The following is a 26158-nucleotide window of genomic DNA, read 5'->3' as shown; positions in this document are numbered from 1 at the left end:
TTCCATGCAGCATAGCAAGTTCGGAACCGGGCGCCGAATCCGGCTGGTAGAATTCGTCTCCATGAATCGACTCGCCCCCCTCCCCCGCAGCATCTTCCGCTTGTTCGTCCTGGCCGCTTGCGCCCTCGTCCTGGCTGGCTGTGAGCCGGATGAAGACCAGGGCCCGGGGGCGGTGCGCGAACGCGTCGACCGCACGGCTCCGACCGAGAATCCGATCGCCGAGAGCCCGAACACCCCGTTCGGCGTGCCTCCCTTCCACCGGATTCGCGCCGAGCATTTTCTTCCGGCCCTCGAGCAGGCGCTCGAGGGCGCCGATGAGCGCGTTGCCGAAATCGCCGGGAACTCGGCCGATCCCGACTTCGAGAACACCGTTCTGGCGCTGGAGCAATCCGGCCGCGACGTCGCCCGCATCGCGCGACTCTGGTACGGCCTGGTCGCCGTCGGCGACGACGAGGCCGCCGACCCGGACCAGGAAGCGTTCACTCGCCTGCTGGGTGAACACCAGCGTCGCGTGCTTCACGACCGGGACCTGTTCGAGCGGATCGAGCAGGTTCGCGAGGGTGAGCAGATGCAGGCCCTCGGACCCCAGCAGCGCCGACTGGTCGACGAAACCTACCGCCGCTTCCTTCGCGCCGGCGCACACCTGGCCGAGCGTGAACGCAACGAGCTTGCCGAGATCGACCGCCGCATCGACGAACTCGATCACCGCTATGCCCGCACCAGGCGCTCGGCCACGCACCGCCACGAACTGCTGATCGAAGACGAAGAACGCCTGGAAGGCCTGCCCGAAAGCCTGGTCACCCTGGCCCGCCGCTCGGCGCTAGATCGCGGACACAGCGAAGGCTGGGTCTTCACCCTTCACGCCCACAGCTTTTACCCTTTCATGCGCCACTTCCCGGGCCGGGAGGAGCGCCGCGAGCTCTACCGCGCCTGGATGACGCGCTATGAGGACCTGCGCCGGAACGACGAGGATCTCGGCCGCCTGATCGAACGACTGGCCGATCTACGTGCACAACGCGCACAGATACTGGGCCATGCCTCGCATATCGATTTCCTGCTCGACGACGCCACCATCGATGATCGCGCCGAACTCGATGCCCTGCTCGAGACCCTGACCGACGCGGCGCGCGACAAGGCCCGGGAAGAAACTCGAAGACTGCAAGCCCTGGCCGCCGAAGACGGCATCGAAGGCACGCTCGAACCTTGGGACTGGTGGTACTACCGCGAACGACTGATCGAATCCGACCTCGCCGATGATGCCGAGCCGCTGCGACCGTTCCTCGAGATCGGGCAGGTCCAGGACGGCCTGTTCAACCTGGCCAACCGGCTCTGGGGCCTGACCTTCCACCCCCGCAGCGAGCTTCCCGGCTGGCACATGGACACTTCGGCCTTCGAGGTGCGGGATGCCGGTGGATCGACACTCGGCATCGTCTATTTCGACCTCATCCACCGCGAAGGCAAGCAGGGCGGCGCCTGGACTTCCCATTACCGCCTGCAGGGCCGCGAGGGCGATGAGCGCATCCAGCCGGTCACTGCCGTGATCGCCAACGTGAGCCCGCCGGCGGCCGGCATGCCCGCCCTGTTGTCGGCCCAGCAGGCACGCACGGTCTTTCACGAGTTCGGACACGCCCTTCACGCCCTGCTGTCGGACGTGGATCACGCCGCGCTGGCCGGCACCAACGTGCCGCCGGACTTCGTGGAGTTTCCCGCACTGCTGCTGGAGCGCTTCTCCGTCGCGCCCGAGATCCTGCGCAGCTATGCGCGGCACCACGAAACCGGCGAACAGATCGACGACGACGGCATCCGCGCCCTGCAGCGCCGCGCCGAGCTGACCAGCGGGCTCGAAACGATCGAGCTGCTGGCGGCCATCGAGCTCGACCTCGCGCTCCACGGTGCCGAAGCCGGTGAAGTACCCGACCTGGAAACGGCCGAGGAGCGGGTGCGCGAGCGCCTGGACCTGCCGGCCATGATTTCGCCCCGGCACCACGGCGGCGGGCTGGCCAGCCTGTTCGCCAGCCAGCGTCGCGGCGGCGACTTTCGCACCCTGTGGTCGGAGATGCTGGCCGCCGACGCTTTCGCGGCCTTCGAGGAAGCGGGCCTGACGAACCAGGCGCTGGCCGTTCGCCTGCGCGAGGAAGTCCTCTCGCGCGGCAACGCGCGCGACCCGATGGAATCCTGGCGCGAATTCCGCGGTCGGGATCCGGAAGTTCGCTTTTTGCTCGAGGCTCGCGGTCTTCAGGACGCGGCGAACACACCCAGCGGCGAATAGCTCCCCAGGGCGGGAAACACGCTCTCCAGCGCGGACGGCGCCAGGCCCATGCGCCGGACCAGCGCCTCGGCCAGCACCTGCCGGTAGTCGGTGGTCGTGGCAACGTCCTGTCCCTCGAACAGGGCCGAGCCGTCGAGGCCGGGAAAACTGCCGTGGAAACCGCCGTTGACCTGCCCGCCCAGCGCCAGCATGACATTGCCATGGCCGTGGTCGGTGCCGCCGGCGTCGTTGGGCCGGACCTTGCGCCCGAACTCGCTGACGACGACCACGTTGACACGGTTCATCAGGTTGCCCAGCGACGAGTCGGCCAGGTCGGTGTAGAAGGCGCCGAGGGCGCGCGAGAGTTCCTCGACCCGGTTGCCGTAGTAGTCGTAGTGGTTGGGATCGCCCGGTTGCGGCATGCCCTGCCCGGCGTGCGTATCCCAGCCGCCGTAGTCGACGGTGGCAGCGACGATCCCCATGTCTTCCTTGACCAGCTGCGCCAGGCTGCGGAACTGGTCGCCCAGGGTGCCGCCGGGATAATCGGCGCCACCTTCAGGCTGATAGTCGGAAAAATTCATCTCGCGCATCTGCTCGAGCGCCTCGGCGGTATCGCGGCCGGACTGAAGCAAGGCCCCGCTGCCGCCGCCGGCCCACAAGGCGGCGAGGCGATGGTGCGCGCCCTCGTGCCCGGCCAGATCAGGATCGCTCGAACCCCAGGACCAGTGAAATCCGTCGACCCGGAAGGCGTCGGGCGTGGCCACCGTCAGCGCCGCCGCCGAGCCCATCAGCGACATGGGCCGGGTGTCGGAGAAGCCGAAAACCGGCGCGATGTCGGCCGTGGGCAGGCCGTCGGCCGCGGCCAGGTAGCGCGTCAGCCAGCCGTCGGGCGTGCTCTTGTCGCCGGGCGTGCCCAGGTCGATCCAGGCCTGCGCATCGAAGTGACTGCGCGAGAGATGCTCGGGCATGCCCGCACCCTGGACGACGGCCAGCTGTCCGTCCTGCCAGAGCCGGTGCAGCCATTTGGGCGCGCTATCGGCCGTGTCGCCGGCGAAACCGCCGGCCCGCGGATGAAGGCCCCACTGCGAGCTCAGCGGCCGCAGCCTCGATTCGGGAATGGCCAGGTTGTCGCGCAGCAGCTGGTAGTGCCCCCGTTCCGGGCCGGCGTAGGGCACAACCAGGTGCAGTCCATCGATGCCGCCGCGCAGGAAGACGTAGACGATCACGTCGTTGCTGGTCCGGCCGGCGGCCAAGGCCGGACGCCAGAAAGTCGTCAGGGGAACCGCGCCGGCCAGAGCGGCGGCACAGCAGCCCTGCAGGAACTGTCGACGTCTCATCGCTGGTAGAACTCCGGCAGCATCATCATCATGGCCACGGTGGCGCGCAGTCGCGCCGGCGTGTAATGGGCGCTGAGATCTCCGCCGCTCCAGTTGCCGGCCGGATAGCCGCTGGTAATGTCCAGGGCGGCGTCGGCCGCGGCGTTCTGCCGCAGGAAGTCGATCAGCTCGTCGCGGCGGGATGTCGCCACCGGCCGGCCGAGCAGGCGCTGCAGCCAGAAATCGACCAGCCCCTCGGCGTTGCGCTGCGACGGCGCGGGAAGCCCCGCCAGGGTGAGATCCTGGATGCGCATCAAGAGCTCGTCGTCGTCGCCCTGAAGCTCCGGCATGCGGCTGAGCAGGCGCCAGCTCTGCCCCATCACCGAGGCCGAAGTCCAGCGGTCGGCCCGGTCCGGGTAACCGTCCGGTGCGGGCCAGCGAAAGCAGCCGTGCCCGGCCTGTCGCAGGCGCGAGAGCAGCTCGCCGTAAGGGTTCCAGCCGCCGCCCGGATCGGGCTCGATCTCGGCCGCGGTCTTGCGCAGGGCCGCGCACATCAACTCGAAGGGCCGTCGGGTCTTCGCGCCCGCGCCCTCGAGAAAGCCCGGCGAAGTCAGGATGTGCCGGACCACGATCGCGATCTGATCGTCGGCCTGCCAGTTGTCCTGCCACAACGTGGCGGCCGATTCGACCAGGGCATCGGGTGGATCGTCGTCGATCAGCCGGCGGCAGATCTTCTCGCACAGGTGGCGGGCGGTCTGCCGGTGCATGCACATGAAGTCCATGGCCAGCGAGGCTTCCAGTTGCCCCAACGGCCCGATCCAGCTGCCCAGCACGTACTTGTTGCCGCCCTCGTGCCAGTTGCCGAAGTAGACGAACTCACCGGTGTCGTATTCGGGGATGTCGGGCAACTGCCAGTGACCGTTGCGAACCGTCCAGCCGGTGAAGCAGCGGGCGACGTCGTAAACGTCGGCATCGCTGTACCCGACCGCGAGGCCGTCCTCTCCGATCTCGATCTCGCCGTGCGAGGCGCCTGGAAAGTAGACGTCGGATCCAAGGGTATGCAGTTCGAGCAATTCACGCGCCCAGTTCTCGTTGTAGCCGCCGGCCCGATTGTCCTTGTTGTCGAGGTAGTGCAGCATCGCCGGGGAGCGGGCCACTGCCTCGAGCATCTGGCGGAAGTTGCCCAGGGCGAAGGGCCGGATGACTTCCCGGTCGTGGTGGACGAGCAGCGGCGCAATCGAGAAGTCCCAGCCGGCGACGTTGAAGTGGTCGTGCCAGAACTCCACCATCAGCTCGTAGAGTTGCCGGCGGGAATAGACGGCGCGCAGGATGCGGGCCGCCTCGGTCTCGGCCGCGGGCAGGTAGCGTTCGGCATCGCCGCGGACGTGGTCGGCCCACAGTTGGGCCATGGGTTTGTCGAGCGTCTGGTAGCCGGCCGCGGCCAGGCGTTGGTCGAGGTCGGTATCGGCGAGTGATTGCCAGGCCAGCTGCTCGTCCAGCCAGGCGGTCAGTCGCGCCGAGTCGTTGCTTCCCAGGGACAGGAACGCATCGACATCTTCCGGCCGGGCGCCGTAGGTGGCTCGCTCGAGGATCCGCCGCGCGAAATCGGGACCGGCGCTCGAGTCATCCTCCCAGCGGTCGGCAAAAATGCGATCGTCGCTCCCCTGAACGACATCGCGCATGGTCCCCCCGGCATTGCTGTCCATAAGCGGCAATCCGGATGCGTGGCGGATACTTTAGCCGAAAGCACAGCGCGCTTTCCGTGATCGTCGTCACAACTTGACCCTGAAGAGTCACGAAAGCCAATTTCCAAGTACCAAATACCAATTATCAAACAAACGCCAATGACCCAATTTTCAATATCCCAAACGGTGCCGGACGCGTCCGAGCCGCTTCCTTCTGCGGCCTGGAAACTCCCCGTCAATGCGGGCGGTGTCCAGTTGGGCACCCTCCAAATACGGGGATCAGGGAGGAGGCGTTCCCGTGCAAAGGAGTGTGAAAACTACCCGAGCTTATTGGGTTGGAATTTCGATCATTGAAAATTGTTTGAAAATTGGTGCTTGGTTCTTGGTAATTAAAAACGCCCTGGAAAGACAATCGTTTCAGTCGATCTCAACCACCACCGCCCCACCGGACTCCCACCGCGGATCGTGCGCGGCTTCGACTTCACCGGTCTCGCGGTTCCACATCACGCCGTGCATGTTGCCCCAGGTGCGGTTTCGCACGGTCACCGTATGCCCCTTTTCTTCCAGGGCCTCGATTTCACCGTCGTCGAGGGCGTCGGGCTCGATCGAGATTTCGTCGGGCAGGTACTGGTGGTGGAAGCGCGGCATCGCGACCCAGCTTTCCGGGCCGTTGCCGTCGACGAAGTCGAGAATGCCGAGCAACACCATGGTGATGATGCGCGACCCGCCCGGCGTGCCGAGCACCGCGGTGCGCTCATCGCCGACGACAATGGTCGGAGTCATCGACGAGAGCATGCGCTTGTGCGGCTCGATCGCGTTGGCGGCGAAACCGATCAGGCCGTAGGCGTTGGGTTCGCCCGCCTTGGCCGAGAAATCATCCATCTCGTTGTTGACCAGCACCCCCGTACCCGGCGGGGCAAAGGCCGCCCCGAACGGCAGGTTGACCGTCAGCGTGGCCGAAACCATGTTGCCCTCGGCGTCGACCAGGGAAAAATGCGTGGTGTCGGCGCTTTCGGCACCGAGCCGGTCCGGATCGGCCGCCAGCATGGACGAAGGCGTGGCGCGATCCATGCGCAGGGTGGTCCGCAGGCCGGCCGCGTAGTCCTCGCTCAACAGCATTTCGGTGGGAATGTCGACGAAATCCGGATCGCCCAGGTAAAGCGCTCGATCACGGTAGGCCCGACGCATGGCCTCGGCCAGCACGTGGACGCGATCGGCCCGCGACATGCCGGCCAGGTCGAAGGGTTCGACGATCTCGAGCATCTGGCCGATTGCGATACCGCCCGAAGACGGCGGTGTGGCGGTGATCAGCTCGTAGCCGCGATAGCTGGTACGCACCGGTTCGCGCTCGACCACTTCGTAGGCGGCGAAATCATCGGTCGTCCAGATCCCGCCGGCGGCGCGCACGCCCTCGACCAGCTTCTGTGCCAGTTCGCCGCGATAGAAGCCGTCCCGCCCGCGCTCGGCCAGTACTCGCAGCGTATCGGCCAGGTCGGGATTGCGGATGGTGTCGCCGATGTCGGGCACTTCCCCGTCGGGCATGAAGATGGCCGCGGTCTCGGGCCAGCGCATCATCACGTGAGCCCGGAAGTTGAGCAGGGCCTGGTACTTGGCGTCGACCGGAAAGCCCTCCTCTGCCAGGCGGATGGCCGGCGCCAGCAGTTCGGCAAGGGGCAGCGTGCCGTAAGTGTCGGCGATATGCGCCCAGGCGGCCGGCGCGCCGGGAATGCCGCCCGCGAGCGCACCATTGACGGCGAGATCGCGGTCGACCTCGCCGTCCTCGTCGAGGTACATGTCCGCGGTGGATGCCGCCGGCGCGGTCTCGCGCCCGTCGACCATCACCGCATGATCATCGGCGGCTCGATGAAGCAGCCAGAATCCGCCGCCGCCGACGCCCGAGGATTCGGGCTCGACCACTGCCAGGGCAGCCGACACGGCAACGGCAGCGTCAAAGGCATTGCCGCCTTTCTCGAGAATCTCGACGCCGGCCTGCGTGGCCAGCTCGTGCGCACTCGAAATCGCCGCCTTGCCGGGGCCTTCGGCCGAGACCTGCGCGACCAGCAGTGGCGACAGTATGAGAAAGATCGTCGATCGAATTGCTGAGTTCATTGATTGATTCCGTGTGGGACCCGGGCTGGGCCGTGGCAACACAAAAGTTCGTACAGAGGCCCTAGCCTAGTACAAAAGCGTGGAACCACCGAAGACACCGAAATCACCGAAAGATCGTCAATGTCTCAGGAAGGTGAACGGTGGTCGGTGAGTCAGTCCCTTGTCCTGATGATGTTTTCTTCGGTGTCTTCAGTGTCTTCGGTGGTTCCGGATCTTCTTGGGTTTCCCGAACTGATCGAACCGCCGCTCACGCGTACCGATCACGAAGCGCTTCGGAAACCCGCGGATGAACGAAGCGGCTGACATCGCCCTGCAGGCGGGCAATCTCCTTGACCAGCGACGAGGAGATGAAGCTGTACTGTTCGGCCGGCGTCAGGAAGACGGTTTCGACGTCCTCGATCAGGTGCCGGTTCATCGAGGCGAGCTGGAACTCGTACTCGAAGTCCGAAACGGCACGCAGGCCGCGCAGGATGACACCGGCATCATGCTCGACCACGAAATGCGCCAGGAGATTGTTGAACCCGACTACTTCGACGTTCTCGAGGCCTTCCTCGTCGAGCACCGCCCTGGCCAGGCCGATGCGATCGCCCAGGCCGAAAGACGGCTTCTTGTGCGGACTCTCGGCGATGGCGACGATGATGCGGCGGTACATGCGCGAGGCACGCGCGATCAGGTCGGTGTGACCGTTGGTCAGCGGGTCGAAGGTGCCGGGATAAACGGCGAGGCCGTAATCGGGCTGGGGCATCGATTGCGTCTCGAGCTGAGTGAACACGCATTATAACCGCCTCCCGCAACCTGCCCGGTGAGGACAAGGCTGGGTTCAGACGCGGGCGAGAAGCGTCATGCGCACATCGCCCAGGGTCCGGGCGCGCAACAACTCGAAGCCTTCGCCGGGATCGATCTCGGGGTCGCGGGCGTCCTGTTCGATGTACACGCGGGCAGCGGCGGCCAGTCGATCGTCTCGCTCGAGCAGTCGCAGCACCTTGTCCTGCAATCCGTCAGTGAACGGTGGATCGATGAAAACCAGGTCGAAGCGCCGACGCGCGTCGGCGAGCCAGCGCAGGGCATCGGCCTGCACGATCTCCATGCGCTCACCACCCGGCCACTCAGCGGCGATCGCGCGCAGGGCCGCGACCAGCTGCCGATCGCGCTCGACGAACACCGCCGAAGCCGCGCCGCGGGAAAGCGCTTCGAGTCCCAGCGCACCGGTGCCGGCAAACAGGTCGAGACAGCGCGCGCCCGGCACAACAGCCTGCAGCCAGTTAAACAAGGTCTCACGCGCGCGGTCGCCGGTGGGCCGCAGCCCCGCCCGGTCCGGCACGGCCAGCTTGCGACCGCGCCATTGCCCGCTGATTATCCTGATTCTGCCCTTCATCGGGGTGATAGCATAACCGGTCGCATCACAGACGTCCGTGGTCCGTGGTCCGTGGTCCGTGGTCCGTAACCCGTAACCCGTAACCCGTAACCCGTAACCCGTAACCCCGATGTTCTCGATCTTCAAACGCAAGAAATCCGGCAAAGGCGTCGAAACCACCCAGGTTCGCCCGGTCGAGCAGTCCGGCGGCGATCCGCTGGAGAAACGCCTCGAACGCACCCGTTCCAGCCTCGGCGGCCTGTTCGGCCTGCTCAGCGCGGCCGAACGAATCGACGAAGACCTGATCGAGGAGATCGAAACCACCCTTCTGACCGCGGATGTCGGCGTGGCCGCAACGACCCGGATCGTCGAGCGCCTGCGTGACGGGGTCGACCAGGGTGTCATCAGCGAGCCGTCGCAAGTGCTGCCGGCGGTCCAGGCCGAACTTTACGACCTGATCGAGCCCTGCGAGGACTTCCTGGCCGTCGACCCGGAAAAGAAGCCGTTCGTGATCCTCATGGTGGGCGTCAACGGCGTCGGCAAGACCACCACCATCGGCAAGCTGGCGCGGCGCTACCTCGACGAAGGCAAGTCCGTCATGCTGGCCGCCGGCGACACCTTCCGCGCTGCCGCCGTCGAGCAGCTCCAGGCCTGGGGCGAGCGCAATGACGTGCCGGTGGTCGCCCAGGCATCCGGCGCCGACACGGCCGCGGTCATCTACGATGCGCTGCACTCGGCCAAGGCGCGCGGCGTCGACGTACTGATCGCCGACACGGCCGGTCGCCTGCACACCCAGGCCAACCTGATGGCCGAGCTCTCGAAGATCATCCGCGTGATGAAGAAGATCGATCCCGAGGCGCCGCACGAGACCATGCTGGTGGTCGACGCCGGCACCGGCCAGAACGCCCTGGCACAGGCGCGGCAGTTCAACGACGCGGCAGCGTTGACCGGCATCACGGTCACCAAGCTCGACGGCACCGCCCGCGGCGGCGTGCTGTTCGCCATTGCCGAGGAAATGAACATTCCCATCCGATTCATCGGCGTGGGCGAATCGGCCGCCGACCTGCGCCCATTCGACGCCGGCACCTTCGTCCATGCGATTCTGCCGGTGGAATCCTGAAGAATGCCGATAGATCCACCATCGGCATACAACCAAAGAGCGCTTCCTTTCGGGCGCTTCGTGAATCGTGAATCGTCAATCGTAAATGGCGCCACTCGAATCCATTCACGATTCACGATTCACGATTCACGAAAGGTCTGATCAGGGCCGCAATGATAGACAGCGCCCCGGACTCCGACTTCGCCACCCGACTCCTGACCTGGTGGTCCACCCACGGCCGCCACGACCTCCCCTGGCAGCAGAACCGCACGCCGTATCGCGTCTGGGTCGCCGAGATCATGCTCCAGCAGACGCAGGTCGCAACCGTCATCCCCTACTTCGAGCGCTTCATGGCCGCTTTTCCCGACCTGGAATCCCTGGCCCACGCCGAAATCGACGATGTGCTTTCGCGCTGGTCCGGGCTGGGCTACTACGCCCGGGCGCGCAACCTGCACGCCGCCGCGCAGCGCTGCATGAGTGAACACCAAGGCGCCCTGCCCGACGACGCCGAGGCGATGGAAGCCTTGCCGGGCATCGGCCGATCCACTGCCAACGCCATCGTCGCGCAGGCCCACGATCGCCGGGCGGTGATTCTCGACGGCAACGTCAAGCGGGTTCTTGCCCGCCACGCCGGTATCGAGGGCTGGCCCGGCCGCAGCGCCGTGCTGCGGCAGTTGTGGAACGAAGCCGAAGACCGCACGCCCGAAGATCGCGCCGCGGACTACACGCAGGCGATCATGGACCTGGGCGCCACGCTGTGCACGCCGCGCCGGCCCGATTGCGAGCACTGCCCGGTCAGCGCCGACTGCATCGCCCGCAAGCAGGGGCGCGTCGGCGAGCTGCCCACGCCGAAACCCAGGAAAGAGAAACCCCATCGCAGCGCCACGCTGCTGATCATCGAAAACGAACGCGGCGAGATCCTGATGCAGCGGCGCCCCGGCGCCGGCATCTGGGGTGGCCTTTGGTCGCTACCCGAAAGCGGCGAGGCCACACTATCGGAACCGGCCGAAATACGCCCGCCGCCGGCGCCCGTCCGTCACCAGTTCACCCACTTTACGCTGGAAATCCGCTTCGAACGGACGCTGATCGGGGTTTCCACAGCCATCGAAGAGGCCGCCGACCGGGCCTGGATGCAGCGAGACGAAGCGCTCGATCGCGGGCTACCCCAGCCGGTGCGCAAGGTGCTCGAACGCCTCGACTGAGAACGCATTACCATGCACTCGAACTCGCAAGGATTGACGACCAAATGAGCGAACGAACCGTTCACTGCAGCTACCTCGATCGCGAGGCCGAAGGCCTGCCCCGTCCACCCCTGCCCGGCGAGCTGGGGCAGCGGATCTACGACAACATCTCCAGGGAGGCCTGGCAGAAGTGGCTCCAGCACCAGACCATGTTGATCAACGAGAAGCGCCTCAGCCCGATCGACCCGGAACACCGCAAGTACCTGGAAGCGCAGGCCGAAGCGTTTCTCTTCGGCGGGGATGTCGATGAAGCCGAGGGCTACGTGCCGCCCGAGGACTGATCGGCCGATTCGACGCGGATCGTGTCTTGCTTGTCCGGGCTTGACTCGAGTTCGGACTCGACCGCCTCGAAGTCCAGCCGGCGAATGGACTGGATCTGGCAGGTCCGCCCCCGCACGACGACATCGTCGAGTTCACCCAGCACGTTGCGGCGGCTCGACGCCAGGCGCAGCGTGATCGCGCTATCGAGCTCGAGGTCGCAGGCGCCGATCAGTTCGACCAGGTAGTGGCGGGAGCGATCCATTTCGAACACCACCGAGTGACGGCCCACCGCCCACCAGTTTCGGATGCTCGTGTAACGCACCCAGCTTTGTGCGGCGCCGGCATGGCGTTCGTAGACGGCCATTTCCCCGGCCCGGTCACGCTGGTTCGAATCACCGGAAGCGGCGCAGGCGGCGATCAGCAGCGTCGAAAGGATCAGCAGGAGTTTTCGCATTTTCGATCTCATCGAAATGGTCTATTGGATGTTGACGCCGTGAACTCGAAAAAGTGCCCCGGAATCGGTGGTTGACTTCCAGGGCCGAAAAAGGTTTAATGTGCGGCTTCCCGGCCACGGGTCGGGAGCGCCAGAAACGGCAAGGCCGGGTAGCTCAGTTGGTAGAGCAGGGGATTGAAAATCCCCGTGTCGGCGGTTCGATTCCGTCCCCGGCCACCATTTCCCAGATTCACCCCCAAAGACTTCGCTAAACGCGTTCCACCGAACCGCCAACTCCGGCTTCGCCGGGCGGTTAGATTGCTGACGCGAGGTCAGCGACCTTCGGTTCCGTCCCCGGCCACCATTTCCCAAGCCCCCCCCGCAACAGTTCCGATCAAAGCTTTCCACCGAACCGCCTAGCGCCCGCTGACTCGACGCAACTGCCCCGTCTCGACCAGTTCTCCGCAGCGCGCCTTGACCGCGCCGACGAAGTTGTCGAACGAAGCCGGATCGAGATCGTCGCCGGGCAACAGCTGCACCCAGCGATCGCGCCCTTCGGTCTTGGCCTGGTAGACGGCGGCATCCGCCAGCTGTACGACCTGCTCCCAGTCGAGCGCGTCGACGGGTCGGCCGAACGGGTAGCAGGCGATTCCCGCCGAGCAGGTCACGGCAATGCGCTCGCCTTCATCGTCGAGGCGAATCTCGGCGGCCCGGACCGAGTGAATGATGCGCTCGGCGATCTGCCAGGCCCGGTCGCATGCGGTCTGGCAGGCCACCACCATGAACTCTTCGCCCCCCCAGCGAATCATGTAGTCGCTCTCGCGCAGCTGATCGGAAACCACCCGGCTGAACTCCGCCAGCACCTGGTCACCGCAGTCATGCCCGTGCTCGTCATTGATTCGCTTGAAATCGTCGAGATCGATCATCACGAAGGCCATATCGCCGTTGCTGGGCGCCCCGTCGAAATGGGCCCGTCTGCTCTGCGCTACGTCTTCGCCGATCCGGTCAAACAGGTAGCGTCGGTTGGGCAGGCCGGTCAACTGGTCGGTTCGGGCCACGCGCTTGAGGCGGCGATTGGCCTCGCTGAGTTCCGCTGTCCTTTGCCGGACGGTCTCCTGCAGTCGCCTGCGCGTGAGCTCGATATGCCTCAGGCGCAGGTGAACGCCCAGCCAGACCAGGCCGGCCAGCCCCAGTCCGAGCACAAGCAGAAACCAGGTTCTTGCCCAGAAGGGCTTGGCGACAACGAACGCGAAACTCGCGGGCTCGGGGCTCCAGACGCCGTCGGGGTTGGCGGCCACGACCTCGAATACGTAGTCGCCGTGGCCGAGGTTGGCGTAGGCCACCTGGTGGTTGTCCGTGGGATCCGACCAGCGATCCGTGGCCCCGGTGAGCCGGTACCTGAAACTCACTGCCGCCTCGTCCTGGAAGCTCAGGCCGGCGAAGTTGAACACCAGGCTGCCCGACCGGTAGGGAAGTCGTTGCCCGGGGGGCACGGCCTCGCGATCGAGCATCGCCGATTCGACCACGACCGGCGGCGGCAGGCTGTTGCGGTACTCGCGCTCGGCGTCGTAGCGCATCAGGCCGTCGGCCGACGCGAACCACAGCAGCCCGTCGCTGCTCTGGTAGGCGCCGGTGGCGCCACCTTCGAGGTGCAGGAGACCGTCACGCTCGGTGTAGTTGACGAATTCATCACTGCCCAGGCGCGAAAGCCCACGGTTGGTGTAGGCCCAGAGCCGGGCCTGATCATCCTCGAGAACCTGCCAGACCGAATCGTCGGCCAAACCCTCGGCGCTGGTGAACTGTTCGATGCGCCCGTCGGGCCAGACGCGAAAGATGCCGTCGCCGTTGCTGCCGACCCACATCGAGCCGTCCGCCGAAGGCGCCAGGTCCCAGAGCATCTCGTCGGTCAGGCCATCCTGCTTGCGGTACTGGTCGAGGCGGCCATCGGGGTGCAGCACCAGCAGACCATCTCGCAAGGTCGAAAACCACAGCCGCCCGGCGCGATCCTCGCGGATGCGCAGCGCGAATGCGCCGGCCAGGACCTGTTGCGGCGGCGTCTCGAGCACCCCGCCTTCGCGATAGCGGATGCCCCGCGTGCTACTGATCCAGAGCCGTTCGGCACGGTCGATCAGCAAGGCGTGCACTTCCTGCTCCGGCAGACCGCTGGAGCGATCAATCAGCTCGACCACGCCCTTCCCTCGCTGCCATTGCACCACGCCCTGGGCGGTGGCGATCCAGGTCGTTCCGGGTTGCCCGAATTCGACGGCATAAACGCGGTTGTCGGGCAGACCGTCCTCACGCAGGATCGTCCGGGCGGCGGCGAAATCCCATTCCCCCTCCGAGCGAGGGACGATCTGCAATCCTTCGCGCGTTCCCAGCCACAAGCGCTGGCGATCATCCTCGTTGATCGTGCGCACGAACGAGGCCAGCAGGCCACTTTCGGCGGAGTAGCCCTCGAAGGGCCCGGGAAGAATCTTCACCAGGCCCTGGTCGGTGGCCACCCAGATCAGGCCCTCACGATCCTCGGCCACGGCCAGCATGCGTCGGTTCGGCAGGCCGTCGCGGGTCGTCAACCGCTGCAGCCGCCCCGGTTGGCCGCGCACCAGTCCATCCGGGGTGGCGAGCCACAAGCGTCCCTCGGAATCGAACTCGATATCGCTCACCCGGGTTCCGTCGGGCACGGGAAGAGACATCTCCTCGAACTCGTCACCGTCGGCATCCAGGGTGAAAAGCCGGCCGGCAGTTCCCGCCCAGAGCCGGTCCTCGTGCCAGGCCAGGGCGTAGACGGGCGGGTCGGCGGTCGGCAACTCGACCCGCCGCGGACCGCCATCGTCGAGGCGGAACAACCCGGCCTGCGCGGCCACCCACAGCCTCCCATTGGCATCGAGGGCGAGGGAATTGACGGCCACCGGACCCGAGTCGGCGGGCCATTGCGCGACCGCTTCGAGCAGACCGTCGCTGTAGCGGAAAAGCCCCTCGTCGGCGGCGACCCAGACCCCGTCCGAATCGATCAGGATATCGGTCACCATCAGCTGATCCAGGCCGGGCGGATTGAAGCATTCGAAGCGCGCGCCGTCGAAACGACACAGCCCCCGCGCCGTTCCCACCCAGACCGTGCCGTCGGCGTGCGAATCGACGATCGTGATGTAGGTCGTCGACAAGCCGCTTTCAGCACGGAACACGGCAAACCGGTTGCCGTTGTAGCGCGCCAGCCCGCCGTAGGTGCCCACCCAGAGATAGCCGAGCGGGTCCTGGTGCACGCTGCTGACCTGGATCTGGGGAATGCCGTCTCGGGTATCGTAGTGATCGAGGTTGAGCTGGGCGGCCCGTGCCGGCAAAACGGCCAGGCAGCAGGCGGCCAGGCAAACGGCGCCTGCCGCGATTCGCAGCTGATCGCAAACCATGCTCATCGAACCCCTTTGATTGCTGCAGCGCCGCGACGGAAGGAACCAGGCCCCACCTCTTCCCTGCAATGGCGACTGGTCACGAACCGAATACTCCGCAGCATTTGCTGTGGCGCTATCATGCCCCGGTCATCAATGGTTCACAAGCCCGCAACGCCCGCGTTTGCGGACACCGTCACGATACCCGGCAGGCAGGATGATGCATTCGACCGGCAAAAACGGAAACCCGGGTTCGCCGACCGTCAACGAAGCCCTCAGCGAGGCCCGCCGCAAACTGGCCAGTCGCCTGGAAGCCGACCTGCTCGGCTGCCGCGCCCTGGCCTGCGAGAGAAGCTGGCTGTACGCCCACGGCGACGATGCCATAGCGGATGAGGCCCGTCTGCGCCTTCGACAACTGGTTGACCAGCGACTCGACGGGCATCCCATCGCGCAGCTGTGCGGCGGCCGGGAGTTCTACGGCCGCGAGTTCGCGGTCGACCCGCGCGTGCTCATTCCCCGGCCCGAAACCGAGCAGCTCATCGACCTGGCCCTCGCCCTGCGCCTGCCCGCCGAAGCGCGCGTGTGCGACGTCGGCACCGGCTCGGGTTGCATCGCCCTGACCCTGGCGGCCGAACGGCCCGGCTGGCGGATAAGCGCCGTGGACCGCAGCACCGATGCCCTGGTCGTGGCGGCCGACAACCGCAAGCGCCTCCAGCTCGGTGGAGTCGAGCTGCTCGCGGGCGACCTGCTCGAACCCGTGAGCGACCGACGCTTCGATCTGGTCGTCTCCAACCCGCCCTACATTGCCGCCACCGATCCGCACCTGCAGCGCGGTGACCTGCGCTTCGAACCACGCTCGGCGCTGGCCGCCGGCGCCGATGGTCTCGATCTGATCAGGCGCCTCGCGCCCCAGGCCTTCGAGCGGCTCGATCCCGGCGGATGGCTGCTGATCGAGCACGGCCACGACCAGGCAGCGGCCGTGCGCGAGCTGCTCACCCGTGCCGGATTCGTCGGCGTGGAATCGCGGCACGATCTCGCCGGTATCGAGCGCGTGGCGGTCGGCTGCAAACCTGCGTAGAAACACTGATGGGCCTTGAACGGCCCGGCGGGTATGCTGGCCCCATCGTCTCAAGACAGGCAGTTTCCCGATGAGCTCACGAACGCTCCTGCGACTGGCCGTAGCGGCGGCATTCCTTGCCGCCCTGATGGCCTTTTTCATCTTCGACCTGCAGGCCTACCTCAACCTCGATACCCTGCGCGATCAGCGCGACGCCCTGCTCGACTGGACCCGCGAGAACCTGCTGCTGGCGCTGGGCGCCTACGTCCTCGTCTACGTGGTCATGGCCGCCTTGTCGGTGCCGGGCGCGGCCGTTCTCACCCTGGCCGGGGGCGCGCTGTTCGGCGTGGTCACGGGCACGATTGCCGTCTCCTTCGCCAGCACCATCGGCGCCACGCTGGTTTTCCTGGCTGCGCGCTTTCTGTTCCGCGACGCCATCCAGAAGCGCTTCAGCAAGCGCCTGGCCAAGATCAACGCCGGCGTCGAAAAGGACGGCGCCTTCTACCTGCTGGCGCTCCGGCTCGTGCCCGTCTTTCCCTTCTGGGTGATCAACCTGGTCATGGCGCTCACGCCGATCCGCACCTGGACCTACTACTGGGTCAGCCAGCTCGGCATGCTGCCGGCCACCGTCGTCTACGTGAACGCCGGCACCCAGCTCGCGCAGGTCGACTCGATCGGCGACGTCCTTTCTCCGGGACTCATCGGCGCCTTTGTCCTGCTCGGCCTGTTGCCGCTGATACTGCGCGTACTGCTGCGCATCCTGCAGGCGCGCAAGGTTTACGCCGGACATCGCAAACCGGCTCGCTTCGACTACAACCTCGTCGTCATCGGTGCCGGCTCCGCCGGCCTGGTCTCGGCCTACATCGGCGCAACCGTCAAGGCGAAAGTCGCGCTGATCGAGAAGAACCGAATGGGCGGCGACTGCCTCAACACCGGCTGCGTGCCCTCCAAGGCCCTCATCCGCACGGCGAGGATCATGGCCGAGGCGCGCGACAGCCAGCGCTACGGCATCCGAAACATGAGCGCGGAACTCGACTTCGGCGATGTCATGGCGCGTGTTCGCGACGTCATACGAAAAATCGAACCCCACGATTCACCCGAGCGCTACCGCAACATGGGCGTCGATGTCATCGAGGCCGAGGCGAAGCTGGTCTCGCCCTGGGAAGTCGAGGCCGGCGGACGCCGCATCAGCGCGCGCTCGATCGTGCTCGCCACCGGGGCCGAGCCGATGGTGCCGCCGATCGAGGGACTCGGGGAAGTCGACTATCTCACCAGCGACACCCTTTGGGACCTCGAAGCTCTGCCCGAACGCCTGGTCGTGCTCGGCGGCGGCCCGATCGGTTCCGAGCTCACGCAGGCCTTAGCCCGGCTGGGGTCGAAGGTAACCGTGATCGAGATGGCCGAGCGCCTGCTGCCGCGCGAGGACGCCGAGGCCGGCGCGCTGATGGCGCAACACCTCGAGAAAGACGGCGTCACAGTCGCCACTGCGCACAAGGCCCTGCGGGTGGAAAGCGACGAAGCCGGCCAGCGCCTGGTCTGCGAACACGACGGGCGGGAAGTGACATTCGAGTTCAGCCACCTGCTGGTCGCGCTGGGCCGAAAGACCCGCACCAGCGGCTACGGTCTCGAAGAGCTGGGCGTACGCCTGGATGAAGCCGGCCGCCTCGACGTCGACGGCTTCCAGCGCAGCAACTTTCCCAACATCTACGTCTGCGGCGACGCCGCCGGCCCCTACCAGTTCACCCACGTGGCCTCCCACCAGGCCTGGTCGGCCGCGATCAACGCCCTGGTCAGCCCGCTGTGGTCGTTCAAGACCGACTACCGGGTGATTCCCTGGGTGACCTTTACCGACCCCGAGGTCGCACGCGTGGGCCTGAGCGAGGACGAGGCCCGGGCGCAGGAGATCGACTACGAGGTCACGACCTACGGGCTCGACGACCTTGACCGTGCGATTGCCGACAGCGCCGACTACGGCTACGTCAAGGTGCTGACCGAGCCGGGCAAGGACCATATCCTGGGCGCGACCATCGTCGGCGCACACGCCGGCGAGATGCTGCCCGAGTTCGTCCTGGCCATGAAGCACGGCCTCGGCCTGAACAAGCTGCTCGGCACGATCCACGTCTACCCCACCTTCAGCGAGGCCAACAAGTTCGCCGCCGGGAACTGGAAGAAGGCGCATCAGCCCGAAGCCGCCCTGCGCTGGGCCGAGCGCTTCTTCGCATGGCGTCGTGGACGCTGAGCCGTGCGGCCATCGGCGCCCGGAAGGGAGTACACTGGGCATACAGGAAGGGCCGGCAGCCGTCGCAGTGACGGTGTCGGCCTTTCGTGCATTCAGAAGCCTCAGGACAGGAAACATGACGACCAGACCTCCCATCACCATCTCTTCGATGGATCTACACCGGCTCGAGCAATTGCTCGACGACCTGCCGGCCAACGCCTTCCCGGGCTTGGCTGAACTCGAAGCCGAACTGGCCCGTGGCAAGGTGGCCGAACCGGCAGAGATACCGGCCGACGCCGTGACCATGAACTCGACGGTGGGCTTTTCGGTCGACGGCCACGACTACACCAAGACCCTGGTCTACCCGGCCAGGCTGACCGATTCGGAGCAGCAGATATCGGTGATGGCGCCGGTAGGCAGCGCCCTGCTCGGCATGCAGGAGGGCAAGGGCATCGACTGGCCGCGGCCTGGTGGCGGCACGATGCGCGTTCGGGTCGACAAGATTGTCTACCAGCCCGAGCGCGAGGGCGAACTGCACCGCTGAAGCCAATGCCCGGTTCGCTGCTCAGCATCGTCGTACCGGTCGGACCGGGAGATCGCCTCGCCCCCGGCCTGTACCGCGCGTTCGACGGGCGCCCGGCCGACTGTGCGCTCATCGTCAGCGCCGTCGCCGAACCGGCGCATGCGTTGCCTCGCGATGCCGTGACGCTGCTCGGCCCGGCCGGCCGTGGCCGGCAGCTCAACGCCGGTGCCGAAGCGGCTGACGCCGACTGGCTGTGGTTCCTGCACGCCGACAGCCTGCCCGAGCCCGACGCCATCGAGCGAACGCTCGCCTTCATTCGCAGCGAGCCCGACGCGATCGGCTACGGCTGGTTGCAGTTCCAGCCCGACGGCCCGGCGCTCACCCGCCTCAACGCCCTCGGCGCCAACCTGCGCTCGCGCCTGTTCGGCCTGCCCTACGGTGACCAGGGGCTGTGCGTCTCAGCAGCGTCGTGGCAAAGCCTGGGCGGATTCCGGGAAGACCTCGAACGCGGCGAGGACCTGGACTTCGTCGTGCGCGCACGTGCTGCCGGCATGGCGATCCGGCCCATGGGGCTGCGTGTCGCCACCAGCGCGCGGCGTTACGCCGAACGCGGCTGGCTGCGCACCAGTTGGCAGCATCAGGTCGCCGCCTGCCGGCTGATCCGGAATGCGCGCGACAGGATCAGGGCCGAATCGTCATGACCGCGATCGCGATCTTCGTCAAGACACCGGGCCTGTCGCCGGTCAAGACCCGCCTGGCAGCGACGCTTGGCACAGAGCGCGCCGAGGCGCTCTACCGGCACTGCGCCGCCACGGTCGCGGAGGTCGCCGGCGAGGCAAGCAAACATGTCTACTGGGCGATCGCGGAGCCAGCGGATCAGGCTGCCGAACATTGGCCGGGCTTCGCGCATATCGACCAGGGAGCTGGCGGCCTGGGCGAACGCATGCACCGCGTGCTGGCCACGCTGGTGGCGCACCACGGCGCCGGCCTGCTGCTCGGCGCCGACGCCCCGCAAATCGACGCGGCGATGCTCGGGCGAGCCTGCGCCTGGCTGTCCTGCGACCTCCCGATGCGGGTGTACGGCCCGGCCAGCGACGGCGGCTTCTGGACCTTCGGCGCCAACCACGTCCCACCGCTGGAGCGATGGACACGCGTTGCTTACAGTCGGCCTGATACGCTGCAATCGTTCCGGTCGTCGATTGGAGACGACATCAAATGGGTATCATTGCCGACGCTTACCGATCTCGATACAGCCGAAGACATGGCGCGGGTGGCTACCGAATTGAAAGCGCTTCCCGAGCCATTGGACCGGCAGGTTCAATTAGTGGACATGCTTGGCGAACCGTAACCCATTGTTTTCCCTGGCCCCTGGCCCCTGGTTCCTGAATCCTGAAACCTGAAACCCGAAACCTGAAACCTTGATCCTGGTGCAATCCGAACCCATCATCCGCGTCACCATCTTCCTCGCCACCCTGGCCCTGCTGCTGATCATCCAGCGCCTGTGGCCGACGCGCGGCGACGGTCGCTGGTCGATGCGGCAACTGACCAATGCCCTGCTGGTCGTGATTGACACCCTGGTGCTGCGCCTGGCCTTTCCCGTGCTGGCCGTGGCCTTCGCCATGCACATGCACGGCAGCGGGCTTTACGGCTGGCTGGCCTGGCCTGCCTGGCTGGAAATCCTCACCGCCGTGCTGATCCTGGATGTCGCGATCTACTGGCAGCACCGCCTCCTGCACATCGTTCCCGTTCTCTGGCGCATGCACCGCGTCCATCACGCCGACACCGGCTTCGACGTCACGACCGGCGTGCGCTTCCACCCGTTCGAGACGACCCTGTCGATGGGGATCAAGCTGGGGCTGGTGTGGCTGCTGGCCCCGCACCCGGCCGCCGTGCTGGTTTTCGAGATTCTGCTCTCGGCCGGATCGCTGTTCACGCACGCGGACTTCCGCTTTCCACCGGCGTTCGACCGACGCCTGCGCTGGCTGATCGTCACCCCGTCCATGCACCGCATTCACCATTCGACCTGGCGGCCCGAAACCGACAGCAACTACGGCTTCCACCTGTCGATCTGGGACCGCCTGTTCGGCAGCTACACGCCGGCGCCCCGCGAGGACGAGCGCAGCATGCCCATCGGGCTCGATCGCTTTCGCTCGAAACGGGAACAGACCCTTCTGCAACTGCTGATCAATCCATTTCGCTCGCGTACCGACACGGACAGACAAACGGAGAAAGACGATGCGTGACGCCTGGCCGCTACTGCAAAAGACCGACTTCCCGGCCATCGCGCGAGAGCGCCTGGACACGCTGCAGATGAACCTGGGCTACCTGTGCAATCTCGCCTGCCTCCACTGCCACGTCAATGCCGGACCCAATCGAAAGGAACTCATGGACCGGGCCACGATGGCCTCGGCGCTGGCGGTAGCCGATCGTTTCGGCGCGAAGACCCTCGACCTGACCGGCGGCTCACCGGAAATGAACACGCACTTTCGCTGGCTGGTCGAGCAGGCGAAAGACAAGGGGCTGCACGTCATCGACCGGCTCAACCCCACGATCATGAACGAGCCCGGCTACGAATGGGTCGGGCCTTTCCTCGCCCAACACGACATCGAGGTCGTTGCCTCCCTGCCCTGCTACTCGAAAGACAACGTCGATGCCCAGCGCGGCAACGGCGTGTTCGAGTCCTCGATATCGGCCCTGCAGCAACTCAACGAACTCGGCTACGGCAAGCCGGAGACCGACCGCACCCTGAACCTGGTCTACAACCCGCTCGGCGCCTCACTGCCGCCACCGCAGGAAGCCCTGGAGGGTGACTACAAGCGACTGCTCGCCGACGAGTTCGGCATCGAGTTCAACCAGCTGTTCACGATCACCAACATGCCGATCAAGCGCTTCGGCGCCATCCTGCTCAGCAAGGGCGAGTTCGGCGACTACATGACCCTGCTCAAGAACGCCTACAAGCGCGAGAACCTGAACGGTGTAATGTGCCGCAGCCTGCTCAGCGTCGACTACCGCGGCTACCTCTACGACTGCGACTTCAACCAGATGCTCGGGCTACCGCTCGAGGGCAAATCGCAAGCCACCCACCTCGACGACTTGCTCCAGCACGGCGAACTGCCGCGCCGCATCGGCATCGCCGACCACTGCTACGGCTGCACCGCCGGCCAGGGCTCGAGCTGCGGCGGCGCCCTCGCCTGAACTGCCCCTCGGGTTCAATTCCAGATTGCCTTCGGGCGCCGGGCAGAGGATCCCGGGAAACCCTCGTTCACCCGGCGGAAGTGCAGGTCACACTCTCGCCGGATCAGCAAGTGGACAAAAGCGGCAAGGCAAGCTGCCAATCCATTCCACCAGCTTCATTGTGCTCGGACTCCAGTGCGCCGCCGAACTGGTTTACGACCATGTGAACGATCGGCAGCCCCAGCCCGTGGCTCTGCGAGCCGACGCTTCCGGAATCGGAACTGCCCGGGACGCCACGGTCCCGGACGGTCACCCGCAACTGGGGCCCGCCGCTTGTCGCTTGAAGGTCCGAACAGTCCAGCACAAGATCACACGTGCCGACCGAGTGTTTCAGCGCATTGTCAACGAGGTTGCGCAGCACCACAGCCACCAACGTCCGCGGCACTGCCACCCGGCCCTCCTTGCAACGGTTGTCCAACCGCACACGCTCGCGTTCCGGCAGCCCTTCCAGGGCATCATCGACAGCCTGAGCGATCAAGCATCCTTCGCGCGCAATTTCACCCTTGCGCTCCATCCGGGACAGCAAAAGCAGTTGCTCCGTGACCGACTGCAGCTGCGCGACACCCTTTTCGGCGTTGACCAGGGCCTGCTGCTGGGGTTCGCCCGATACCCGTCTGGCTACATGCAAATGCGTCTTGATGCCGGTCAGGGGGGTACGGAACTCGTGAGCGGCGCTGTTTGCGAAGCGCTTCTCCCAGGCCAGCGTCGTGGCGACGCGCTTGAACAGCTCGTTCAGCGTCTCGACGACGGGCGCAAGCTCCGACGGTGCCCGGTCGACAGTGACGGGGTCCAGGTTTTCCGGGGTACGACGGCGCAGCTGGTCACGCAGGACCTCCAGTGGCCTGAGCCCCCCTCGAATCCCCCACCAGAGAACGACCAATCCGCCCAGCAAGGCCAGCGCAAAAGGAACCACCATGACCAGAATGATGCCGTTGGCCAGCACTGCGCGCTCGGACATGCGATCCGCGGTAGTAATGAAAGTGCCGCTCTGCTCCAGGGTATAAAGCCGCCACTGCTGGCCACCGATCTCCCGGGTGCTGAACCCCGGACGGGCATCGTTGAGAACCTGGTCTTCCACGCCACTCGTCTGCAGCAACACTTCCCCGCTGGCACCCCGGATCTGGCAGGCCACCCCTTCGGATTCCGGTGAAACCAGCAACGGGCTGCTGCGCGAAGACATCAGCATTTCCGGTTGTCCGGCGATAAGACCAGCAACCATGGTGGCCGAGGCTGCCAGCCGCTGATCCAGGGTCTGTGACACCTGCCGATCAAGGTGGAAATACATCAGTGCCGCGACCGACAGCCAGAGCAACAGGAATGCACTGCCCAGCGACCACAGCAGCCTGCGCTGCAGGCTCAAGACCCATCTCCTTCCGGTTCAACCGGCGGCGGGCCGAGACGGTAGCCAAGACCTCGCTCGGTAATCACGACATGCCGATAGAGTTTGCGGCGCAGGTGGTGAATGTGGACGTTCATGGCATTGCTTTCGACACTGGCATCCATGCCATAGAGACCATCCTTGAGTTGCTCTTCCGACAGAACCGCCCCACGGGCGTTCATCAGCCGCTCCAGCAAGGCGAGCTCCCGGCGCGACAGGTGCACCGGCTTGCCGTAAAGCATCACCTTTCCCGAGCGTGGCTGAACGATCAGTTCGCCATGCTTCACTTCCGACACCGTTCGCCCGGCTGCACGACGCACCAGGGCATGCAGCCGAGCCGTCAATTCGTCCAGGTCGAAGGGCTTGAGCACATAGTCATCCGCGCCCGCCTCGAGCCCCTTGACCCGATCCTCGACCGCATCGCGGGCTGTCAGAATCAGCACGGGAGCGGCTACGTCACGTTGCCGCCACTCCGACAGCAGTGCCAGGCCATCACCATCCGGCAGCCCCAGGTCGAGAACGACCACATCGCACCCGAACTGATCCATGGCCGCCCTGGCCTCACGCGCGGTACGCACACGGTCTACGGTGCAGTGATACAGCGCCAACCCGGCTTCCAGCCCGGAGGCCACCAGGTCATCGTCCTCAATCACCAGGACATGCATGTCGCTCCAACTCCTGCGTCGCGCTCTACCAAACAGCGTTAATGCTGACTTAATCAGGCCGCTCCAGACTACAGCACAAGAAACGGAAGAAACATCCCAGGAACCCCAAGGAGCAACGCGTGCCGACTTTCCGAATCTGGATTCTGATCTTATCCGCTCTCGCGGCATTCGCAAGCAGCGGAATGGCCTCGGGCCAATCTGCATTGGTGGGCAACGACGACTTCCTGCAAGCCCAGCAGGCATTCCAGTACGAGCTTCGCGACAACGGCGACGGAACCCTGATCCTGGCCTGGGACATTGCGCCCGAGTACTACCTGTACCGTAAACGCATGAACATCGAAGGAGCGGATGGTGAGCTGGGCGATGTCCAGTTTCCCGTCGGCACCGTCATTCACGACGAGTTCTTCGGCGAGTCGGAAGTGTTCTACAACCACGCCGAGATCCTGATCGACAGCGGGAGCGCAAGCAGTCTCGAGCTCACCTGGCAGGGCTGTGCCGAAGCCGGCCTTTGCTATCCGCCCGAATCCGCCACGGTGGCCTTGAACACAAACCCGGCCAGCTCCGACAAACCCGGCTCATCCACCCCGGCCACCGAAATGCCAACGGCCAGCAGCTCGACTGCGGACACGACACTCGCCGCGGATCAGTCGCTGACCCGGCAACTGGACGAAGGTGGTCTGTCCTGGAACCTGGCGGTGTTCTTCGGCCTCGGGCTGCTGCTGGTCTTCACGCCTTGCGTACTGCCGATGATTCCAATCCTGTCGACAGTGATCGTCGGCAGCGAGGCCAGTCCCGGTCGATCCTTCGCGCTATCAAGCGTATACGTGATCAGCATGGCAGTGACCTACGCCCTGCTTGGCGTTGCTGCCGCTATGGCCGGCTCCAATCTGCAGGCCGTATTGCAGGCCCCGATCTTCATCATCGGCATCGCGTCGGTTTTCGTGCTGCTGGCGCTGTCCATGTTCGGGCTGTATGAACTGCAGCTGCCGGCCTTTATGCGAGATCGCCTTCACCGGGTCAGCCAGCGCCAGCAGGGCGGGAGCCTGGCCAGCGCCTCCGCCATGGGAGTTGTCGCGGCCCTATTGGCCAGCCCCTGCATGACCGCCCCGCTGGCCGGCGCCCTGCTCTACATCGCCGACACGGGGAATGCCACCCTGGGCGGGCTTGCCTTGCTGGCGCTGGGCCTGGGCATGGGCGCACCGCTGATCGCTCTGGCCACCTTCGGGGCCGGCTTCCTGCCAAGGCCCGGGGCCTGGATGAATGGCGTGAAGGCAGTATTCGGATTCATCCTGCTCGCAACAACGATCTACTTCCTTGACCGCATCCTGGATGACGCCATGGTGCTGGCGCTCTGGGGTGGACTGTCCATTGCAGCCGGGCTTTCGCTGTGGCAGGCCGTGCGCTCGCTCTCCCGAACCCCGGCACTGCGCAGCTTGGCGACCAGCACAAGCGCGGTCATCACATTCTGGGGTGGGTTGATGCTGATCGGGGCGGCTGCCGGTGGTGGCCATCCCTTCCAGCCGCTCAAGGAACTCTCGGGCAATGCCCGCAGCGACATCGAGAGTGAGCAAGCGCATGCGGACTTCGAGTACTTCAAGTCAATGGCCGACCTCGACCGTGCAGTTGCCGACGCCGGGGAACAAGGTCAGTGGACCCTGGTCGAGTTCTACGCTGACTGGTGTGTGTCTTGCAAAGTCATTGAAAAGGAAGTGTTCGGTGACGCAACCGTGGTCTCCTCGTTGTCGGACATGCAGCTGTTGCGTGCCGATGTCACTGCCAATGATGCGCTCGACCAGGAGTTGATGCGCGAGCTGAACGTCGTCGGTCCACCCACCATCCTGATCGTCGGACCGGACGGGAAGGAACGACGAGCTCAGCGCACCACCGGCGAAGTGTCGGCAAAGATGTTTCACGATCGCCTGGTTCAGGCACGAGAATCCTGAAGGAGACTTGA

The 26158-nt window shown here is 65.7% G+C and carries 21 protein-coding genes and 1 tRNA gene; 13 read left to right on the top strand and 9 right to left on the bottom strand.

Features of this window, described 5'->3' with window-relative positions; all coding sequences use genetic code 11:
• Positions 1-61 precede the first annotated feature (61 nt).
• On the top strand, positions 62-2269 hold the full coding sequence (locus tag ACDC67_RS08185; protein WP_376692170.1) for a M3 family metallopeptidase: 2208 nt from the start codon (positions 62-64) through the stop codon (positions 2267-2269).
• Here the strand turns inward: ACDC67_RS08185 and ACDC67_RS08180 are convergent.
• From ACDC67_RS08180 to rsmD, 5 genes are all read right to left on the bottom strand, one after another.
• Positions 2236-3585 carry a DUF1501 domain-containing protein gene (locus tag ACDC67_RS08180; protein ID WP_376692169.1) on the bottom strand — a complete coding sequence of 450 codons (1350 nt, stop codon included), beginning with the start codon at positions 3583-3585 and terminating at the stop codon, positions 2236-2238. The two genes, ACDC67_RS08185 and ACDC67_RS08180, sit on opposite strands and share 34 nt — an antisense overlap.
• Entirely contained in the window at positions 3582-5270 is a 1689-nt protein-coding gene (locus tag ACDC67_RS08175; protein WP_376692168.1) for a DUF1800 domain-containing protein, read from the bottom strand. Before ACDC67_RS08175 ends, ACDC67_RS08180 begins: the two co-directional genes overlap by 4 nt.
• Before the next feature lie 396 nt (positions 5271-5666).
• On the bottom strand, positions 5667-7358 hold the full coding sequence (gene ggt, locus ACDC67_RS08170) for a gamma-glutamyltransferase (protein WP_376692166.1): 1692 nt from the start codon (positions 7356-7358) through the stop codon (positions 5667-5669).
• A 247-nt stretch (positions 7359-7605) separates the two neighbouring features.
• Positions 7606-8103 (bottom strand): pantetheine-phosphate adenylyltransferase, encoded by a 498-nt coding sequence (gene coaD / locus ACDC67_RS08165; RefSeq protein WP_376692164.1) that lies wholly within the window; start codon positions 8101-8103, stop codon positions 7606-7608.
• A 75-nt stretch (positions 8104-8178) separates the two neighbouring features.
• A complete protein-coding gene (rsmD, locus tag ACDC67_RS08160; RefSeq protein WP_376692162.1) occupies positions 8179-8733 on the bottom strand; it encodes a 16S rRNA (guanine(966)-N(2))-methyltransferase RsmD in 555 nt (184 codons plus the stop codon).
• Positions 8734-8842: 109 nt separating this feature from the next.
• On the opposite strand from rsmD, the gene ftsY reads away from it, so the two are divergent.
• From ftsY to ACDC67_RS08145, 3 genes are all read left to right on the top strand, one after another.
• Complete coding sequence (gene ftsY / locus ACDC67_RS08155; protein WP_376692161.1) at positions 8843-9832, top strand: signal recognition particle-docking protein FtsY; 990 nt, start codon at positions 8843-8845, stop codon at positions 9830-9832.
• Between the two features lie 152 nt (positions 9833-9984).
• Positions 9985-11013 (top strand): A/G-specific adenine glycosylase, encoded by a 1029-nt coding sequence (mutY, locus tag ACDC67_RS08150; protein WP_376692160.1) that lies wholly within the window; start codon positions 9985-9987, stop codon positions 11011-11013.
• Between the two features lie 44 nt (positions 11014-11057).
• On the top strand, positions 11058-11333 hold the full coding sequence (locus tag ACDC67_RS08145; RefSeq protein WP_376692159.1) for an oxidative damage protection protein: 276 nt from the start codon (positions 11058-11060) through the stop codon (positions 11331-11333).
• Here ACDC67_RS08145 and ACDC67_RS08140 read toward each other — a convergent pair.
• Positions 11312-11767: a DUF6491 family protein gene (locus ACDC67_RS08140; RefSeq protein WP_376692157.1), complete on the bottom strand. Its 456-nt coding sequence runs from the start codon at positions 11765-11767 to the stop codon at positions 11312-11314. The genes ACDC67_RS08145 and ACDC67_RS08140 overlap by 22 nt on opposite strands.
• A gap of 143 nt (positions 11768-11910) precedes the next feature.
• Here ACDC67_RS08140 and ACDC67_RS08135 point away from each other — a divergent pair.
• A tRNA-Phe gene (locus ACDC67_RS08135) sits at positions 11911-11986 on the top strand.
• Between the two features lie 176 nt (positions 11987-12162).
• On the opposite strand, the gene ACDC67_RS08130 is transcribed toward ACDC67_RS08135, so the two are convergent.
• Complete coding sequence (locus ACDC67_RS08130) at positions 12163-15156, bottom strand: diguanylate cyclase (RefSeq protein ID WP_376692155.1); 2994 nt, start codon at positions 15154-15156, stop codon at positions 12163-12165.
• 190 nt (positions 15157-15346) lie between these two features.
• Here ACDC67_RS08130 and prmC point away from each other — a divergent pair, with 190 nt between their 5' ends.
• From prmC to arsS, 7 genes are all read left to right on the top strand, one after another.
• Entirely contained in the window at positions 15347-16207 is an 861-nt protein-coding gene (prmC, locus tag ACDC67_RS08125; protein ID WP_376692153.1) for a peptide chain release factor N(5)-glutamine methyltransferase, read from the top strand.
• Between the two features lie 70 nt (positions 16208-16277).
• Positions 16278-18425: an FAD-dependent oxidoreductase gene (locus ACDC67_RS08120; protein WP_376692151.1), complete on the top strand. Its 2148-nt coding sequence runs from the start codon at positions 16278-16280 to the stop codon at positions 18423-18425.
• 115 nt (positions 18426-18540) lie between these two features.
• Positions 18541-18948: a nucleoside diphosphate kinase regulator gene (gene rnk, locus ACDC67_RS08115; RefSeq protein ID WP_376692149.1), complete on the top strand. Its 408-nt coding sequence runs from the start codon at positions 18541-18543 to the stop codon at positions 18946-18948.
• A 5-nt stretch (positions 18949-18953) separates the two neighbouring features.
• A complete protein-coding gene (locus ACDC67_RS08110) occupies positions 18954-19628 on the top strand; it encodes a glycosyltransferase (RefSeq protein WP_376692147.1) in 675 nt (224 codons plus the stop codon).
• Positions 19625-20275: a TIGR04282 family arsenosugar biosynthesis glycosyltransferase gene (locus ACDC67_RS08105; RefSeq protein WP_376692145.1), complete on the top strand. Its 651-nt coding sequence runs from the start codon at positions 19625-19627 to the stop codon at positions 20273-20275. The genes ACDC67_RS08110 and ACDC67_RS08105 overlap by 4 nt, the downstream gene beginning before the upstream one ends.
• Before the next feature lie 79 nt (positions 20276-20354).
• Entirely contained in the window at positions 20355-21170 is an 816-nt protein-coding gene (locus ACDC67_RS08100; RefSeq protein ID WP_376692143.1) for a sterol desaturase family protein, read from the top strand.
• On the top strand, positions 21163-22122 hold the full coding sequence (arsS, locus tag ACDC67_RS08095; protein WP_376692141.1) for an arsenosugar biosynthesis radical SAM (seleno)protein ArsS: 960 nt from the start codon (positions 21163-21165) through the stop codon (positions 22120-22122). Before ACDC67_RS08100 ends, arsS begins: the two co-directional genes overlap by 8 nt.
• Before the next feature lie 103 nt (positions 22123-22225).
• On the opposite strand, the gene ACDC67_RS08090 is transcribed toward arsS, so the two are convergent.
• Both ACDC67_RS08090 and ACDC67_RS08085 read right to left on the bottom strand, forming a co-directional pair.
• Entirely contained in the window at positions 22226-23521 is a 1296-nt protein-coding gene (locus ACDC67_RS08090; protein WP_376692139.1) for a histidine kinase dimerization/phospho-acceptor domain-containing protein, read from the bottom strand.
• Positions 23518-24204 (bottom strand): response regulator, encoded by a 687-nt coding sequence (locus ACDC67_RS08085; protein ID WP_376692137.1) that lies wholly within the window; start codon positions 24202-24204, stop codon positions 23518-23520. Before ACDC67_RS08085 ends, ACDC67_RS08090 begins: the two co-directional genes overlap by 4 nt.
• Positions 24205-24323: 119 nt before the next feature.
• On the opposite strand from ACDC67_RS08085, the gene dsbD reads away from it, so the two are divergent.
• Positions 24324-26147: a protein-disulfide reductase DsbD gene (dsbD, locus tag ACDC67_RS08080; RefSeq protein ID WP_376692135.1), complete on the top strand. Its 1824-nt coding sequence runs from the start codon at positions 24324-24326 to the stop codon at positions 26145-26147.
• Positions 26148-26158 lie beyond the last annotated feature (11 nt).

The organism is Wenzhouxiangella indolica, from assembly GCF_042310355.1.
GTDB lineage: Bacteria > Pseudomonadota > Gammaproteobacteria > Xanthomonadales > Wenzhouxiangellaceae > Wenzhouxiangella.
This window is presented reverse-complemented; position numbering and strand designations above follow the sequence as displayed.

What these genes read in the sequence shown, in the direction of transcription:
- coaD (WP_376692164.1), bottom strand. Translation starts at nt 8,103, where the DNA reads ATGCCCCAGCCCGATTACGGCCTCGCCGTTTATCCCGGCACCTTCGAC.
- ACDC67_RS08180 (WP_376692169.1), bottom strand. Translation starts at nt 3,585, where the DNA reads ATGAGACGTCGACAGTTCCTGCAGGGCTGCTGTGCCGCCGCTCTGGCC.
- ACDC67_RS08110 (WP_376692147.1), top strand. Translation starts at nt 18,954, where the DNA reads ATGCCCGGTTCGCTGCTCAGCATCGTCGTACCGGTCGGACCGGGAGAT.
- ACDC67_RS08140 (WP_376692157.1), bottom strand. Translation starts at nt 11,767, where the DNA reads ATGCGAAAACTCCTGCTGATCCTTTCGACGCTGCTGATCGCCGCCTGC.
- ACDC67_RS08130 (WP_376692155.1), bottom strand. Translation starts at nt 15,156, where the DNA reads ATGAGCATGGTTTGCGATCAGCTGCGAATCGCGGCAGGCGCCGTTTGC.
- mutY (WP_376692160.1), top strand. Translation starts at nt 9,985, where the DNA reads ATGATAGACAGCGCCCCGGACTCCGACTTCGCCACCCGACTCCTGACC.
- rnk (WP_376692149.1), top strand. Translation starts at nt 18,541, where the DNA reads ATGACGACCAGACCTCCCATCACCATCTCTTCGATGGATCTACACCGG.
- rsmD (WP_376692162.1), bottom strand. Translation starts at nt 8,733, where the DNA reads ATGAAGGGCAGAATCAGGATAATCAGCGGGCAATGGCGCGGTCGCAAG.
- ftsY (WP_376692161.1), top strand. Translation starts at nt 8,843, where the DNA reads ATGTTCTCGATCTTCAAACGCAAGAAATCCGGCAAAGGCGTCGAAACC.
- ACDC67_RS08120 (WP_376692151.1), top strand. Translation starts at nt 16,278, where the DNA reads ATGAGCTCACGAACGCTCCTGCGACTGGCCGTAGCGGCGGCATTCCTT.
- prmC (WP_376692153.1), top strand. Translation starts at nt 15,347, where the DNA reads ATGATGCATTCGACCGGCAAAAACGGAAACCCGGGTTCGCCGACCGTC.
- ACDC67_RS08145 (WP_376692159.1), top strand. Translation starts at nt 11,058, where the DNA reads ATGAGCGAACGAACCGTTCACTGCAGCTACCTCGATCGCGAGGCCGAA.
- ACDC67_RS08175 (WP_376692168.1), bottom strand. Translation starts at nt 5,270, where the DNA reads ATGGACAGCAATGCCGGGGGGACCATGCGCGATGTCGTTCAGGGGAGC.
- arsS (WP_376692141.1), top strand. Translation starts at nt 21,163, where the DNA reads ATGCGTGACGCCTGGCCGCTACTGCAAAAGACCGACTTCCCGGCCATC.
- ggt (WP_376692166.1), bottom strand. Translation starts at nt 7,358, where the DNA reads ATGAACTCAGCAATTCGATCGACGATCTTTCTCATACTGTCGCCACTG.
- ACDC67_RS08105 (WP_376692145.1), top strand. Translation starts at nt 19,625, where the DNA reads ATGACCGCGATCGCGATCTTCGTCAAGACACCGGGCCTGTCGCCGGTC.
- ACDC67_RS08185 (WP_376692170.1), top strand. Translation starts at nt 62, where the DNA reads ATGAATCGACTCGCCCCCCTCCCCCGCAGCATCTTCCGCTTGTTCGTC.
- ACDC67_RS08085 (WP_376692137.1), bottom strand. Translation starts at nt 24,204, where the DNA reads ATGCATGTCCTGGTGATTGAGGACGATGACCTGGTGGCCTCCGGGCTG.